Here is a 15401-nt window from a genome sequence, read left to right as displayed (position 1 = left end):
TCGTTGCCGTCCGGATCGGAGACCTGGGTCATGTCCTGCGCATCCTGTGGCGACGCACGACGTCGCCGGCAGCACCACCTCGGGTGCTCAGCCTCGGATGTGCCGTGTCGGCGCCGGTGGGCTCAGTCCAGTTCGATGACGACCTTGCCGAACAGCCCGCCGGCGGTCTGAGCCGTGTACGCGGCAGGGGCGTCGAGGAAGCCGATCCGGCGGTCGATCACCGGGTGGATGTCATGGGTGTCGACGTGACGCACAAGATCGCGGTGCATGGCCTCGCTGCCGACCGCGACGCCGCGGATGCGAGCCTGTTTGCTGAGCAGGGCGTAGCCGTCCAGCGGCCCGCCGGCCGCATCGAACAGGCCGAGGGTGGCGACCTCACCGCCCGGTGCGAGGGCGGCCAGGGCTTGGGCCAGGATGGACACGCCGACGCTGTCGACCACCTTGTCCACCCCTCCGGACAGCGCGTAGATCGCATCACCCCAGTCATGTTGGGTCATGCTGTTGACGTAGCCCGCAGCGCCGAAGCGGACGAGGTCCTCACCTGCGGCGTTGGTGCGCACGGTCGCGTAGACCCGGGCGCCGGCGGCCCGGGCGAACTGCAGGGCGGAGAGCGCGACGCCGCCGCTGCCAATGATCAGGACGGTGCTGTCAGCGGTGATCGGGTGGTCTCCGTAGAGGGCGTTCCAGGCGGTCAGGGCTGCCACGGGCAGGGTGGCTGCCTCGGAGTGGTCGAGGTTGGCGGGGGCGCGCATGATGCGCCGGGCCGGGAGGACGACGTACTCGGCGAGCACTCCGTCCTCGTGCAAGGCGCCCAGCCCCAGGCCCATGGCGACCGGCGGGCGGCCGTCGCTCCAGCCGAGCACGTGCAGATTGGTGACGCGGTCGCCTACGCTCCAGCCCTTGACCTGCGGGCCGACGGCATCTATTTCCCCTGCGACATCCGACAACGGGACGAGGTCCTGCTCCGGCAGCCGGCCGAAGGGGCCTTTGAGGATCAGTTGGTCGCGGTAGTTCATCGAGATCGCCCGGACGCGAATGCGGACCTCGCCGGGGCCCGGTACGGGTACGGGTGTCTCGTCCAGGACGAGCTCGGCGGCATCGGTCGCATCTGCGGGCAGTATCCAGCGCTTCATCAGTCGCGTGGGGGGAGTGCTGTCGTTGGTGTGAAGGGAAGTCATGGGTCCCTTTCTATGGGGGCCGCGGGTACCAGGCCAGGTCGGGATGAACCTGGTCATGGCAGGACCGGTCAAGGGAGCCCGGGGGCACCTACGCTGGAGCAATGCCACGCGACCGCGCCGCGCTCGGAGCGTTTATGCGCTCTCGCCGAGACCGCCTCACTCCGTCCCAGGCTGGCATCGAGCCCTTCCCCGGAGCCCGGCGGGACTGCGCCGGGACGAGCTGGCCGTCGCGGCAGGCGTGAGCCCGGATCACTACAGTCGGCTCGAGCAGGGGCGCCAGGCCAACGTCTCTGCCGCAGCACTCGACGCGCCGGCCCGGGCCCTGCGTCTGGACGAGGTCGAACGCGCTCATCTCCACGACCTGGCCGCGCCCACCACCCCGCACCGGCCAGCGACGCCGCGCACGGTTCAGCGCCCCGATCCGGGGCTGCTGCGCCTTACTGATCGTTTCGAAATGACGTTCTGAGGCGGCGCAAGCAGATGATGCTGTAAGCGAGTTGGAGCAAGCCGAGGTGGAGGTCGGCGCGTATCTCGTAGCGGGTTTGTAGCCGTTTGCACTGATGGAGCCGGGCGAAGGTCCGCTCCACCACCCAGCGGGTCCTTCCCGGACCGGAGCCGTGGGCGGCGCCTCTGCGAGCGATCTTCGGTGTGATGCCGCGGGCCCGGAGGAGGCGGCGGTACTTGTCGTAGTCGTAGCCCCGGTCGGCGAACAGGCGCCTGGGCCGGTGACGGGGGCGGCCACGGGTCCCGCGGATGTGCGGGATCGCGTCCGGCAGCGGCATCAACTGCGTGACGTCATGACGGTTTCCGCCGGTCAGGGACACCGCAAGGGGTGTCCCGTTCCGGTCGGTGATCAGGTGGTGCTTGCTTCCCGGACGGGCCCGGTCGACCGGCGAAGGCCCGGTGTGAGCCCTCCTTTGAAGGCCCGGACTTGTGAGCCGTCGTCCGCCGCGTCGTCCATCTCCAGCAGTCCCGCCTTGCGCAAGTCGGCCGGCAGGACCTCGTGCAGACGCGGCCGGACTCCGGCTTCGGTCCAGTCCCGCAGCCGCCGCCAGGCCGTCACACCGCTGCGACCGATCCGCTCTGCGGACACATCCGCCCAGCTCACCCCCTTGCGCAGCACGTAGACGATGCCGCGCAGGGCGGCCCGGTCATCCACCGGCAGTCGTCCCGGGTACCGGCGACGACGCGGCGGACGAGGAGGGAGCAACGGGGCTATGCGGTTCCACAGGTCATCAGGCACAAGATCGTCCGACGCCTGCAGAAGTGTGCCGTTGACTCAGCCCACGGCCGAGCCCTCCGCCAAGCTCATTCTGAAATGATCAGTTAATGCCGTGGCCCTTTCCTCTCGGTGGAGGAGCGGCGTCAGACGCCGGACGGGACAACGATGACCTTGCCGTGCACCGCGCCCTCGGCGGCACGTGTGTGCAGCGTCGGCAGCTCGGCCAGCGGCACGCGTTCGGCGACGGCGACGCGCAGCTCGCCGCGGTCAATCAGCGCCACCAGCTGTGCCAGCTGGTCGGCGTCGCTGCGGACGAACAGGTCGATTCCCCGCACGCCGCGCTCCTCGTCGCTGGGGGCGGGCATCCAGACCGTGGTGTTCACCAGGACACCGCCCGGACGGACCAGGGTGACCAACGCGGCTAGCTCGGCGGGGTCGACCGGGGCGAGGTTGAGCACCACGTCGACCGGCTCGGTCGGCGCCGCGGTCACCACGGTGGTGGTGTGGTCGATGACCTCGTCCGCACCGGCTGATCGGACCGCTTCGCTGCTGCGCGGGCCGGCCGTGGCGATGACGTGAGCGTCGGCGTTCTTGGCCAGCTGTACAGCGTAGCCGCCAACCGCTCCGCCGGCGCCGTTGATCAGTACGCGTTGCCCGGCCGTCAGCTTGCCGTGGTCGAACAGCGCCTGGAACGCGGTCAGGCCCACCAGTGGCAGCGCGGCGGCATCAGCCAGCGGGACGTCCTTGGGGGGCGGCGTCAGGACCTCGGCCGGTGCGAGGACGTACTCCGCGGCGGCGCCGGCCCCGTCCATCGGCAGGAAGCCGATGACGTCGTCGCCGACCGCGAGGCCGTCCACGCCCTCGCCCAGCGCGTCGACGGTGCCGGCGAGGTCGATGCCGGGGGTGTGGGGCAGTGTCACCGGGATGGGGCCGCGCATGAAGCCGGCGCGGATGTTGGCGTCGACGGGGTTGAAGGACGTGGCGGCAACGCGGATGCGGACCTCACCGGCCCCGGGGACGGGCTGCTCCGCGTCCTCGTAGCGCAGGACGCCGGGGTCGCCGTACTCGTGGAAACGTACTGCCTTCATGTCGGTTCTCACCTTCACCGCGATCCAAGTTGCTTCGAATTCGAAGTAACTGTTGAGGACACTACATCTGCTTCGAATTCGAAGCAAGTGGTACCGGTCACTGTCGGCGCGCGCGCATCGCCACGGCGAGTTCCGCGGCGGCTTGGTCGATGCAGGCGCGCAGCCGCGCCGCGTCGCTGTGGGCCGCGGCCTGCCAGTCGACGGGGCCTGCGACGACGACCGTGGGCACGGGGTCGGCGCGCACGCAGGTCAGGCGCCTGTGCATCACCTGTGTGATGTCGGGCGACTGCCGGTCGGAACTCCTGTTGCGCGCCAGCAGCACCGGCATGCCCGAGAGGACTCCGTGCCCGAGGACGGCGAGGAACGAGTCGAACACCTCGCTCGGAGATGCGGCGAGCACCGGGGTCGCCACCACCAGCCCGTCGGCCGCCACGACCGCCGCGATCGCCTCCCGCAGGTCGAGACTGGCGCGGCCCTGGATGCAGTGCTGGGCAAGATCGGCCACCAGCCGGTGCAGCTCCACCACCTCCACCTCGGCGCGCGCACCGCCGGCCGCCAGCGACCGGCACACAGCCTCAGCAACCCAGTCCGCGAGCCGGCGAGTCGGACGCGGACGGCCGACACCGGCGCTCACCACAGCCAAGGACACCGGAGCCCACGCGGCGGCGCTCATTCCGACATCGCGTTCATGGCTTCCTGCCTGCGGCCGGGCACCTCACCCTTGCCAACGTCGAGGCAGCCGACAGTCAGATGCCCACCGGTCGCCTCGGCGCCGAGCAGGACCCTGAAGACACTCCTCCCGATCCACTCGAGCTGCTGCTGGTCCTCACGTTGCGCGAGACAGGGGATGCTCATGGCCGCTCCTCGGGATCCGTGGGCGGCGGCGCCGTCCTCCTGCTCGCAACCCTGCGCCGCACCATGGCCCGAACTCCATGTTCTGGAGTGCTCAGTGGGGCCCAACACTGCCCACACCATGCGCTCGCTCCGCCGATGGTGGCCGGCACGGCGGCAAGCCACTCTCTTCGAATTCGAAGCAGTAGACTCCGGTCATGCCTGATTCGCCGCCGTCCCTCGACCCCGTTCAGCTCGGCGCCTACTTCGACCTCGTCGAGGTGACCAGCCTGCTCCGGCATGCGGTCGAGCAGCAGCTGCGCGAGACCGGTGATCTCAGCTATGTGCAGTTCCAACTGCTGGCCCGCCTCGGAGACTCGCCGACGGGCAGCCACCGCATGACCGACCTCGCCGACGGCGTCGTCTACAGCCGCAGCGGCCTGACCTACCAGGTGAGTCTGCTCGAAAGGGAGGGCCTGGTCGTCCGCGCTCCGTCGCCGGACGACGAGCGGAGCATCACCGTCGCCCTCACCGAGGACGGACGTGAGCTGCTCGCGAAGGTGCTGCCAGGTCACATCGAGGTGGTCAACGGCCTTCTGTTCGAACCGCTTTCGCGCGATGACGTCAAGGCCCTCGCCGACCTGCTGGCGCCGGTGCGCGACCACATGCGCTCGGCGCCGCCCCGCTCGGCCGCGTCCCGCCGCCGCAAGAGCGGAGCGTAGGGACTCGACGGGCGTCGGACACAGGGGCGGGTCAGGACACGGCAGGACGCCGGGCGAGGGTGTGTCAATTCAACGGCTGCTCTCGGTTGTTGAGTGGTCAGTTGTTGCTCGGGGTCAGGCGGCCCTCGAAGGCGATCTGGAAGGCGTTCAGGGGTGCCTTCCAGCGCATGGTCCACCGCTTGCGGCCCTTCCCCGTCGGGTCCAGGCTCATCAGCGCCATGTAGACGCACTTGAGGGCGGCGGCCTCGTTGGGAAAGTGCCCGCGGGCCCGGACGGCCTTGCGTATCCGCGCGTTCACGGACTCGATCGCGTTGGTCGAGCAGATGACCTTGCGTATCTCGACGTCGAAGGAGAGGAAGGGCACGAACTCGGCCCAGGCGTCCGACCACAGCTTCACGATCGCCGGGTACTTCTTGCTCCACGCCTCCTGAAACTCCAGGAACCGCTCCGTGGCCGCGTCCTCGCTGGGGGCGGTGTAGACGGGCTTGAGGGCCTTGGCGATCTTGTCCCAGTCCTGGCGGGCCGCGTAGCGGAAGCTGTTGCGCAGAAGGTGGACCACGCAGGTCTGCACGATGGTGCGGGGCCAGACGGTCTCGACCGCCTCGGGCAGGCCCTTGAGTCCGTCGCAGACGAGCATGAGGACGTCCTCGCAGCCGCGGTTCTTCAGCTCGGTGAACACGTGCAGCCAGTACTTGGCGCCCTCGCCGCCGTCGCCGGCCCAGATGCCGAGGATGTCGCGGGTGCCGTCCACGGTCACCGCCATCACCACGTAGATCGGGCGGTTCGCGACCTGCCCGTCCCTGATCTTGACGTTGATGGCGTCCACGAACAGGACCGGGTAGACGCGGTCGAGGGGACGGTTCTGCCATTCGGCCATGCCGTCCATCACCTTGTCGGTGATGGTGGAGATGGTCTGCTTGGACACCTCGGCGCCGTAGACCTCGGCGAGATGGGCCGAGATCTCGCCGTGCGTGAGGCCCTTCGCGGACAGCGACAGCACCATCTCGTCGACGCCGGTCAGGCGGCGCTGCCGCTTCTTGACAATCTGCGGCTCGAAGCCGCCGGCAGTATCACGCGGCACCCTCACCTCCACCGGGCCGACATCGGTCAGCACGGTCTTCGCCCGGGTCCCGTTGCGGCTGTTGCCGTTGTTCTTCCCGACCGGGTCGTGCTTCTCGTAGCCGACGTGGTCGGTGATCTCGCCCTCCAGGGCGGACTCCACCACCCGCTTGGTCAGCATCTGCAGCAACCCGCCCTCGCCGGTCAGCTGCAGCTTCTCGTTGCGGGCCCGGTCCACCAGCATCGCGATCAACTGCTCGTCCGTCGCCGTACTCGACGGCGCCTGGACCGGCTGCTCAGCGGGCACAGGCCCAACGACGGTGTCGGTCATCTCTGGCGTCTCCTTGATCATCAGATCCGCCGTTGATTAGACACTCCCGCGCCGGGGGGCCGGTGCGGGTGTCGGGTCCGCAGATGAAGCGGGCGCTGGAGCGGGCGGAGGAGATCGCCGCGCCGGGGATGGGCGCTGTGGACGTGTCGGGGATACCGCCCCGGCGTCTGGCGGAGCTGTCGCGGTACGGGGTGGACGGGAAGGCGTCGTTGCTGCGCCGGCACTCCGACGCGCGCAGGCTGGCGACGCTGCTGGCCACCACGGTGTATCTGACTTCGCGGGCGGTGGACGACGCGCTGGACCTGCTGGAGGTGCTGATTGCGACGAAGCTGCCGGCCAGGGCGGAGCGGGAGAGCGCGAAGGAGAAGCTGAAGACGCTGCCGCGGGTGGAGCGGGCGTCGGCGAAGCTGGCGACCGCCTTCCAGGTCGTGTTCGACACCACCTCCGAGCAGGTCGACACCGACACCGGGGAGATTGCCCCGCCGAAGGTGGAGAGCCTGGAAGGGATGTGGGCGGCGATCGAGCAGGTGGTGCCCCGCCATGAGCTGGCCGCGGCGATCGCCGCGCTGTTCGAGCTGACTCCGCCGCTGGACTCGGATGCGGACGAGGCATGGCGGGCCATGCTGGTCAATCGGTTCGGCACGGTGAGGCCGTTTTTGAAGCTGCTGGTCACGGTGGTGGACTTCGACGCCACCCCGGAGGGCGAGCCGGTGCTGGGCGCGCTGCTGTCGCTGCCGGAGCTGATGGGCCGCAAGAAGGTCGGCCCGGCCGAGATCGACACCACCCTGCTGGGCGGCTCGTGGCGGCGCCTGGTGCTGTCCGCGCCGCATCTGGAGCCGGGCGCGGTGGACTGGAAGGCGTACACGTTCTGCGTGCTGGAGCAGCTGCACCGGATGCTGCGCAGCAAGCAGGTCTTCGCCCGCAACTCCTCCAAGTGGGGCGACCCGCGGGCCAAGCTCCTGGCCGGTGAGGCGTGGCAGCAGGCCCGCCCGACCGTGCTCGCCTCGCTGAACCTGCCAGGGGAGGCCGGTGCGCACCTGGTGGCGCGGGCGGCGCTGCTGGACGGCACCTACCGGGAGGTCGCCGCCCGCGTCCCGGACAACGCGCAGATCGTCTTCGACGACGACGGCCGCCTGCACTTCGCCGCCCTGGAGCCGGAGCCCGAACCCGCCTCCCTCCTCGACCTGCGCGCGGCGGTGAACGCCATGCTGCCGCGCGTGGACCTGCCCGAGGTGCTGCTGGAGGTGATGGCCTGGACCGGCGCCGACCAGGCGTTCACCTCGGTCACCGGCGGCGAGGCGAGGCTGAAGGACCTGCACGTCACGATCGCAGCGCTGCTGGTCGCCCACGGCTGCAACGTCGGCTACACCCCGGTCATGGGGGCTGCGGACCCGCTGAAGTACGGCCGGCTGTCCCACGTGGACCAGACGTGTCTGCGGCTGGCGACGTACCGGGCCGCGAACGCGGCGCTCATCGAGCACCAGGCGTCCATCCCGCTGGTCCGCGCGTGGGGCGGGGGCCTTGTCGCCTCGGTGGACGGGATGCGGTTCGTCGTCCCCGTGCCGTCGGTGTACGCGCGGCCGAACCCGAAGTACTTCGGGCGCCGGGGGCGGCGCGACGTGGCTCAACATGATCAACGACCAGGCGGCGGGCCTGGGCGGGAGGGTCGTGGCCGGCACCCCGCGCGACTCCCTGTACGTGCTGGACGCCCTCTACGACCGCGACGGCGGCCGCCGCCCGGAGATGATCGTCACCGACACCGCGAGCTACAGCGACATCGTGTTCGGGCTGCTGACCCTGGCCGGGTTCGCGTACGCGCCGCAGCTGGCGGACCTGCCGGACCAGAAGATGTGGCGGATCGACCGCACCGCCGACTACGGCGCCTTCCAAGACGCGGCCCGCGGCCGGGTCGACCCCGCCCGCATCGAACGGCACTGGGAGGACATCCTGCGGATCACCGGCTCCATCCACACCGGAGCCGTCCGCGCCTACGACGTCATCCGGATGCTCTCCCGTGACGGACGCCCCACCCCCCTCGGCGACGCGATCGCGCACTACGGGCGGATCGCGAAGACCCTGCACATCCTGCGCCTGGCCGACGAGCCCGGCTACCGCAGGCAGATCAAGGCGCAGGCCAACCTCCAAGAAGGCCGCCACGCACTCGCACGGAAGATCTTCCACGGCCGGGCCGGGCAGCTCTACCAGCGCTACCAGGACGGCATGGAAGACCAGATCGGCGCCCTCGGCCTCGTCCTCAACGCCCTCGTGCTGTTCAACACCCGCTACATGGACGCCGCCCTCACCCAGCTCCGCGCCGACGGCTTCGACGTCCGCGACCAAGACGTCACCCGGCTCTCCCCTTTCGTCCGGCACCACGTCAACGTGCTGGGCCGGTACTCCTTCCAGCTCCCCGACCTGCCCGGCGGGCTGCGGCCCCTGCGCGACAAGCACGCTGCCGACGACGACTAGTTGTGCGGTCCCGTGACGTTGCTTTTTCGCTGTCAGGCTTGGCGGGCATAGGACGTGAGGCGATCGGCGAGTGCGGTGACGAGGTCGCGCAGTTCCTCGGGGCGCTCGATGACGAACGGCCGGTCGAGTGAGGCGAGCACCGGAGGCAACCAGTCGAGCTGCTGCGCCCGCAGCTCGACGCGCAGCCAGCGCTCGGCCGCCCGTTCCCGGTCGGCCGCGGCCTCGTGCTCCTCCAGGCTCGCGACGCTGGCGGGCAGGCGGGCGCGGATCTGCTCGACTGTCCCGTGGATCCGCAAGATCACCTCATGCCGGTACTCGGCCGCGGCGAATCCTGACAGCACGCGCTGTTCAGGGCTGGGTCCCACGGGCGCTTCGAATGAGCCGGGCAGAGTCCGCGCGTCCGTGATGCGATCGAGCCGGAAGGTTCGGTCCTCACCGACTTGGGCGTCCTTGCCCGTCACGTACCACCGGCCGGCATGGGCGACGATCCCGTACGCGTGGAGCGTGCGTTCGCTGCGGCGTCCATCGCGGTCGGTGTAGCGGATCGAGACCGGCCGGCGGTGGCGCACCGCATCGGCGGTGGTGAGCAGGATCCCGGCGTCCGGGGTGTCGAACTCGCCGGGCTGATCCGTGAAGGCGAGAGCTTCCAGGAGGGTGTCGAGCCGGTGGGCGATGTGCTGGGGCAGCACCCGCCGGATCTTCGCCGATGCCGTCTCGCTCGCCGTACGCTCCGCCGTCGTCAGCCCCGCCCGACGGCCGGCCACCAGACCGAGCAGCACGGCCAGCGCCTCGTCGTCGCTGAGCATGAGCGGAGGCAGACGGTATCCGGGAGCCAACCGGTACCCGCCATAGCGGCCGCGCACCGACTCCACCGGCACGTCCAGGTCGATCAGCTGGTCCACATACCGCCGCACGGTGCGCCCTTCGACGCCGAGCCGGTCAGCGAGCTCGGCCACCGTTCGGGTTCCACCGGACTGCAGCAGTTCCAGCAGAGTCAGCACGCGGGCGGTTGGACGAGACATGTTCGCAGTCTAAAGGTAATACAGGACCGATTCTGTCCACTATTTCACCTAGTCTGCGCCGTGCACGACTTCAGCACAGCCAAGGAGATTGCCATGGACTTCGTCTCGATCCGCATCATCACCAGCGACGTAGCGCGCCTCGTCGAGTTCTACGAGCGGGCCACAGGGGCGCGGGCGACGTGGGCGAACGACGACTTCGCCGAACTCAAGACCGCGTGCGCAACCCTCGCAATCGCCAGCACCCGCACCGTCCCGCTGTTCGCCCCTGACTCTGCCCGCCCGGCGGACAACCACAGCGTGATCACCGAGTTCCTCGTCGACGACGTGGACCGCGTCCACCAGAACCTGACCGGCTTCGTCACCGAATTCGTCGCCGGACCCACCACGATGCCCTGGGGCAACCGGTCACTGCTCTTCCGCGACCCCGACGGCAACCTCGTCAACTTCTTCACCCCCGTCACCCCGGAGGCCATCGCGAAATTCGCACGCTGAGGCCACACACAGCCCTGGGTGCGGCCCTGGAGCGGGGAGTCCAGCCACCTGGCGCGCATCACCTGGAGCCGGTCCAGGTCCGGCACTTCGGCCCGCAGTTCGTCGGTCCACTACCAGGTGAGGGCCTGCCCGTTGACCTACAGCCCCGCCCCGGCCGCCGACGGCGAACAGCACGCCACCGCACGGGGCGGGGATCACCATCGCGCCGACCGGCTCGGCGACCTTGCCCTGGCGCACCAGCACCGAGGTGGTGGCCTGCGCCTTGGCCAGGGCGTCCTTGTTTAGCGCCGGCATCGGATCGGGTCCGCGCGGCGGCGCGAGCGTCATCACGGCCTCTTCGGGCGCCCGGACAGCCGGACGTGCCCAGCAGTCAGGTCAGCGGCGTGCGTCGCCGGGTGCGAGAAGGCTGGTCAGCTCGGAGATCGACTCGTGCGAGGGCTTGAAGTAGCGGCGGACGTTCTCCGGCTTCTTGTGCCGGGACTTCGCCATCAGCATCAGCAGGGAGGCCCCTCGTACGCCGAGCTCGGTCAGTCCCGAGTGGCGGTACTCGTGCAGGTCCCAGCCGGTTCCCGGCCCGCGTACGGCGGTGTGCTCATCGAGGAGGGCGCGGGCCTGGCCGTAGGAGAGGCGGGCCAGGCCAGTGTCCGGGCACACATCGCGCGGGCTGACGACCTTCCCCGGGCCGGGGCGGCGGTGGGTGACGAAAACCGGGCCCCGGGTGCGGCCCTTGAGCAGCCGGGGCAGGAGCCGGGCGGTTCCCGCGTCCCAGTAGACGGTCTCCAGCACGAAGTCCTCCCGCGCCTGCCCGCGTCAGCGGGCCTTGCTCCGGGCGCCCTTGGCCTTGACCGGGCAGCGGCGGGCGGCGAGATCCAAGTCCTCAATGTTCACGCCGAGAATCTCCTCCGCACGGGCGCAGGTCTCGTAGAGCATCCGCCACAGCGTCTTCTCCCGCAGGTGGACCTCGCGCCGGGCGATGAGCCGGTCCACCGCCATCTTCGAGCGAACCGGGGTCTCGGAGTCCGGCACCGCCAGCCGCTTCGTCCAGGCCGGGACGGACGGACTGTCGTAGCCGTACTCCGCGCACCAGCCCAGCCAGGACAGCACCGCCGCCCGGCGGGCGTTCCAGGTGTTGACCGGCCTCGGGGAACATCGGTACAGCGGTTATCGGTGAGAACGATCTTGGTCAGGGCGTGAGGGTGCTGACGCGGTTCTCGTACTCGCGGCGGGCCTTGCGCTGGGCCGGAACCGCCGCGGCGCCCTGGACGCCGTCGAGCGGCTGGCAGCGGGCGAGGAGTCCTCGGTGCACGGCGGGGACGGCGCTGACGCGCAGGGTGTAGCCCTGGCCGCGCCGTACGGTCACGCCCTGGTCGAGTGCGGCCCGCTCGGCAGGCTCCAGCTCGGTGGTGCGGAGGTAGTCGGCGACCTTGCCCGGCATGTCGAGGGTGACCGGCAACTCCGGGGCGGGCGTGCTCTCCTCGGCGGCGTGGTCGGGAAGCAGGTCGGCGACGGCCGTGCGGATCGCGCCGCGGCTGACCCGGTGGTCGCGGGCCAGGGCTGCGATGGAGCGGCCCTCCAGGTACGCGGTGCGTACGCCAGTGGTCTGCGCGGCCGCGACGGCGGGGCGGCGTCCGCCCTTGCTGCCCTTGGCCTCGGCGGCGCGCAGCCCGTCGTAGGTCAGCTCCCGCTGGAGGTCGCGCTGGAGTTCGCCGGCGGCGGCGAGGGTCTGCACCATGAACTTCACGGTGGACAGCAGCTCGCCGGTGCGCGGGTGGCGGGCGGTGAGGTCCATCGCGGAGAACGCGCCGTCGTGGATGCGCAGCGCGAGACGGTCTCGGTGCAGGACGTCGAGCACGTCGAGGATGTGCTGGTTGCCGCGCACGAGGCGGAACATCTCGGAGATGTGCACGGTGTCGCCCGGCCGCGCGTAGGTGAGCAGTTCGCCGAACTTCGGGCGCTGGAGCGGGTGGAGACGGCTGGAGGTACCCGGCTCCTCCTCGAAGACGACCGGGTCCTCGATCCCGGCCTCGGCCAGGACGAGGTCCTGCCGGGCGGTGGACTGCTGGTCCGTCGAGACCCGCTTGTAGACCAGGTTCGCCACCGAAGGGCCCCTTCCGTACGGAGGACCGGACCCTATCTGTCGTCAAACCCTGTCAGCAATCACCATCGGATCTGATTGGATTCGGGCCGCCGTGAACCCCCGGATGGCACGGGTTCATTGGACGCACCGCCGCCCTGTCGTCAAACGGTCGTTTGACGACAGCCATGCAACAGTGCCGCCCGTCCTCCCTGCCGGCAGGGAGGACGGGCGGCACGCGCGGCAGCGCCAGTTCCAGGCGGAGTCGTGAGCGCGCTCCGGGGCGTTCGCAGAACTCTCGCATCTGGTCATTTGCGCGAGCGAGATCAATCAACGGCCGTCAGTGCCTGTTTCTGAACCCCTGGAAGGCGCGGGCTCGGTAGCCTGGTAGCAGGCGGCGCCTGGACCGAGTTGGTCACGACCAACTCGAGATCGATCAAGGTCACGGCCACCCGGTGGGCTCCCGGTGGCACTGACGACCGTCAGCGCCACCTCAGTCGCAGAGATTTCCGTTCGGGCAACGGTCACCGTGACCGTTGCCCGAACGCTTCCCCAGAGTTCCCATTTCGGACTGACGGGTCCTGACCTGCTGAGATGAGGTTCAGAAACAGGCACTCAGCCCCTCAACCCGAGTCCGTTCGCAGAGCCCGGTCTCATTCGGAAGTGGGGCTGATCCCCTTTTGAGACGCGCCCGGCTCGCGGGCGCTGTTCAGCGGTTCGCCGAACCACTGGGACAGCGCGGCTCGCAGACCGCTGACGTCGTTCGGTTCGGTTCCGGTCCAGGCTATGTGGCAGTCGGGGCGTAGCAGCAGACCTGTCGCGCTCGTGCCGTCGGCCTTGCCGCTTATGACGTCGACCCGGTCGTGCCAGGGCTTGGCGGCCTCGGCGAAGTCACCGCTCAGGTCCAGCAGCAGGGGGCGGGCGGTGGTGGTCAGGTCGGCCAGCCGGCGGGCGCCTGCGTCGGTGTGGATCACGAGGTCGGGTGCGAATCCCTCGGTGGTGCCGGCGAGCAGGTGGGCGATGTGTTCCGTGCCGCCCGGTGTGGCGAGCAGGTCGCCGAAGACGGTCCGCAGGGCTCCGACTTCCGGTCCGGGGCGCATCAGTGCCGACTGGGACAGGGTCGAGGCCACGACGTGTTCTGCGACCGGCCGGCGTTCCTCGTCGTAGGTGTCGAGGAGACCTTCGGGGGCCCACCCGTGCACGGTGGCGGCCAGCTTCCAGCCGAGGTTGAACGCGTCCTGCAGACCGAGGTTGAGTCCGGGGCCGCCGATCGCGGAGTGCACGTGGGCCGCGTCACCCAGGAGCAGAACCCGCCCATCGCGGTAGCGTTCTGCCAGCCGAGTGTTTCCGCCGAGCAGCCGTCGAAGAAGGTGGGGCCCCTCTCCCTGGGGCGGAGCGAGCGGGACGGGTACGCCCAGCACGCGTTCGGCGCTCGCCATCATCTCCTCGAAGGTCATCGGGGTGGTGTACTCGTCCGGGCTGCCGGTTTCGGTGGTGTTGAGGACAGGCACTCGGCCGGGCAGCAGACCCCACGCGATCGTGCCGTGCTCCGTGCGCACGTAGAGCAGGGGCGGCAGGGTGCCGTAGCCGGGGACGTGCAGGCTGCCGTCGGGGCCCAGGTGCTCGTCCGCCACGGACACGTGCGCGGAGCGGGTGATGAAGTCGTCGGTGGTCACGCCGGGGAAGTCGATGCCGGACAGGCGCCGCACCATGCTGTGGCCGCCGTCGGCCCCTACCAGGTAGCGGGTGGTGAACGTCTCGCCGTCGGCAAGGGTGATCCGGACGAAGTCGTCCTCCTGCTGCACATCGGTCACCTCCTGGCCCCTGCGGAGATCGACGCCCAGTTCCACGGCGCGTTCGGCGAGAACCTTCTCGATGTGCTCCTGGGGCGCCGGGAGGAGGCTTACGGGATTGCTGTCACCGAGCCCCGTGAGATCCAGCGTGAATGCGCCGAACATGTACCGGGGCGCGGGGCGGGGCGGCTCCTCGGACCCACTGATGCGCGCGTAGAGGCCGCGCCGGTCGAGCATGCGCACCACCTGACCGACCAAGCCGTTGGCGCGGGCCTCGGTCTTCGGACCGGCCAGACGCTCCAGCACGACCGGGCGCACCCCGGCCAGTGCCAGCTCGCAGGCGAGCATCAACCCGTTCGGACCGCCACCGACGATTACGACATCAAGCATGACAATTCACCTTTCCAGGGCGTGGCGGGGTAGAGGCTGCGGGCAGCAGCCCCTGTTCAGAGCGAGAAGGGGGATCTACGGGATTTACGGGGTGGGGAGTCCGGCGGCCACCATGCGCAGAGCTCGGGGCAGCAGAACCTCCATCGGCTCGCCCGTGCCGCCCTGTACGAACAGTTCGAGAGCGACATTGCTTGCGGCCATCACGCTCGCGGCCACCAGGCGTGGGTAGAGATCGGTCCCGAGGTTCATGCCTGTGCGGTCGGCGATCGCCGCGGCAAGCTCCTTCTCCGCGATCTTGCCCGCGCGCAGCATCTCGGCCTCCAGTGCGGGTTCGGCCAGCATCACCCGCAGGCCGGCCGCCCACTCGTCGGGGCCTTGAGGCGGCATGTGCTCCACCTCGGGCCCAGGCTCCAACTGCCGCAATGCCGCGCGCGTGATCGCCTCCCACAGCGGCTCACCGGGCGGCCCGTGACGCAGCTCGGCCGCGAGCCGCAACGAGCGCTCAAGATGCCGGAAGGCGATCGCTTCGGCCTTGCTGGAGAAGTAGTTGTTGTAGGTGCGCGGCGACACGCCGACCGCTGCGGCGATGTCTTCGACCTTGACCGCACTCCACCCGCGCTCGGCGGTGAGTCGGACTGCGGCCCAGCTCAGCGCTGCGCGCGTGGCTTCCTTCTTGCGTTCCCGTAGACCGCTCATACGGTTCACACTAACAGAAAATGCGTGGCACGCA

Annotated in this window: 13 protein-coding genes and 2 pseudogenes; 4 read left to right on the top strand and 11 right to left on the bottom strand. The window is 69.9% G+C overall.

The annotated features are described in order from the left end of the window. Window positions 1-122: 122 nt before the first annotated feature. The gene (locus IEZ04_RS23965; RefSeq protein ID WP_229821229.1) at window positions 123-1178 is read right to left on the bottom strand and encodes a zinc-dependent alcohol dehydrogenase family protein; all 1056 of its coding nucleotides are present in this window, start codon (window positions 1176-1178) and stop codon (window positions 123-125) included. On the opposite strand from IEZ04_RS23965, the gene IEZ04_RS23960 reads away from it, so the two are divergent. After that, window positions 1177-1644, top strand: a complete 468-nt coding sequence (locus IEZ04_RS23960) for a helix-turn-helix domain-containing protein (RefSeq protein WP_308429825.1) — start codon at window positions 1177-1179, stop codon at window positions 1642-1644. The genes IEZ04_RS23965 and IEZ04_RS23960 overlap by 2 nt on opposite strands. Here IEZ04_RS23960 and IEZ04_RS23955 read toward each other — a convergent pair. The 4 genes from IEZ04_RS23955 to IEZ04_RS23940 form a co-directional block, all read right to left on the bottom strand. Continuing rightward, window positions 1616-2442 (bottom strand): IS5 family transposase gene (locus tag IEZ04_RS23955; protein WP_189219022.1). Its coding sequence is split into 2 segments (ribosomal slippage): window positions 1616-2088 and window positions 2088-2442, totalling 828 coding nucleotides; the frame shifts between segments, so codons are not numbered across the junction. The genes IEZ04_RS23960 and IEZ04_RS23955 overlap by 29 nt on opposite strands. A gap of 101 nt (window positions 2443-2543) precedes the next feature. Further along, entirely contained in the window at window positions 2544-3488 is a 945-nt protein-coding gene (locus tag IEZ04_RS23950) for an NADP-dependent oxidoreductase (protein WP_189219003.1), read from the bottom strand. A gap of 97 nt (window positions 3489-3585) precedes the next feature. After that, entirely contained in the window at window positions 3586-4161 is a 576-nt protein-coding gene (locus IEZ04_RS23945; RefSeq protein ID WP_189219002.1) for an NAD(P)H-dependent oxidoreductase, read from the bottom strand. Further along, on the bottom strand, window positions 4158-4343 hold the full coding sequence (locus tag IEZ04_RS23940) for a hypothetical protein (protein WP_189219001.1): 186 nt from the start codon (window positions 4341-4343) through the stop codon (window positions 4158-4160). Before IEZ04_RS23940 ends, IEZ04_RS23945 begins: the two co-directional genes overlap by 4 nt. Window positions 4344-4537: 194 nt before the next feature. On the opposite strand from IEZ04_RS23940, the gene IEZ04_RS23935 reads away from it, so the two are divergent. Next, on the top strand, window positions 4538-5041 hold the full coding sequence (locus IEZ04_RS23935; protein ID WP_189219000.1) for a MarR family winged helix-turn-helix transcriptional regulator: 504 nt from the start codon (window positions 4538-4540) through the stop codon (window positions 5039-5041). Window positions 5042-5138: 97 nt separating this feature from the next. Here IEZ04_RS23935 and IEZ04_RS23930 read toward each other — a convergent pair whose 3' ends face one another. Beyond that, window positions 5139-6344, bottom strand: coding sequence for an IS256 family transposase (locus tag IEZ04_RS23930; protein ID WP_229821241.1), 1206 nt, complete (start codon window positions 6342-6344; stop codon window positions 5139-5141). Window positions 6345-6487: 143 nt separating this feature from the next. Between IEZ04_RS23930 and IEZ04_RS36030 the strand changes: the two are divergent. After that, a pseudogene (locus tag IEZ04_RS36030) lies at window positions 6488-8900 on the top strand (Tn3 family transposase); the annotation flags it as partial. A 32-nt stretch (window positions 8901-8932) separates the two neighbouring features. On the opposite strand, the gene IEZ04_RS23920 reads toward IEZ04_RS36030, so the two are convergent. Continuing rightward, complete coding sequence (locus IEZ04_RS23920; protein ID WP_189218998.1) at window positions 8933-9922, bottom strand: helix-turn-helix transcriptional regulator; 990 nt, start codon at window positions 9920-9922, stop codon at window positions 8933-8935. A 93-nt stretch (window positions 9923-10015) separates the two neighbouring features. Between IEZ04_RS23920 and IEZ04_RS23915 the strand changes: the two genes are divergently transcribed. After that, window positions 10016-10414 (top strand): VOC family protein, encoded by a 399-nt coding sequence (locus tag IEZ04_RS23915; protein ID WP_189218997.1) that lies wholly within the window; start codon window positions 10016-10018, stop codon window positions 10412-10414. 375 nt (window positions 10415-10789) lie between these two features. On the opposite strand, the pseudogene IEZ04_RS23910 reads toward IEZ04_RS23915, so the two are convergent. From IEZ04_RS23910 to IEZ04_RS23895, 4 genes and pseudogenes are all read right to left on the bottom strand, one after another. Beyond that, window positions 10790-11548, bottom strand: a pseudogene (locus IEZ04_RS23910) (site-specific integrase); the annotation flags it as partial. Window positions 11549-11597: 49 nt separating this feature from the next. Next, complete coding sequence (locus tag IEZ04_RS23905) at window positions 11598-12512, bottom strand: recombinase family protein (RefSeq protein ID WP_189218996.1); 915 nt, start codon at window positions 12510-12512, stop codon at window positions 11598-11600. A gap of 629 nt (window positions 12513-13141) precedes the next feature. Further along, on the bottom strand, window positions 13142-14671 hold the full coding sequence (locus IEZ04_RS23900) for an FAD-dependent monooxygenase (protein ID WP_189218995.1): 1530 nt from the start codon (window positions 14669-14671) through the stop codon (window positions 13142-13144). Window positions 14672-14755: 84 nt separating this feature from the next. Continuing rightward, window positions 14756-15367 (bottom strand): TetR/AcrR family transcriptional regulator, encoded by a 612-nt coding sequence (locus IEZ04_RS23895; RefSeq protein WP_189218994.1) that lies wholly within the window; start codon window positions 15365-15367, stop codon window positions 14756-14758. Window positions 15368-15401 lie beyond the last annotated feature (34 nt).

It is taken from the genome of Streptomyces ruber (genome assembly GCF_014648075.1).
Classification (GTDB): domain Bacteria; phylum Actinomycetota; class Actinomycetes; order Streptomycetales; family Streptomycetaceae; genus Streptomyces; species Streptomyces ruber.
The sequence above is the reverse complement of the archived record's forward strand: the minus strand, read 5'-3'. Positions and strand labels throughout refer to the sequence as shown.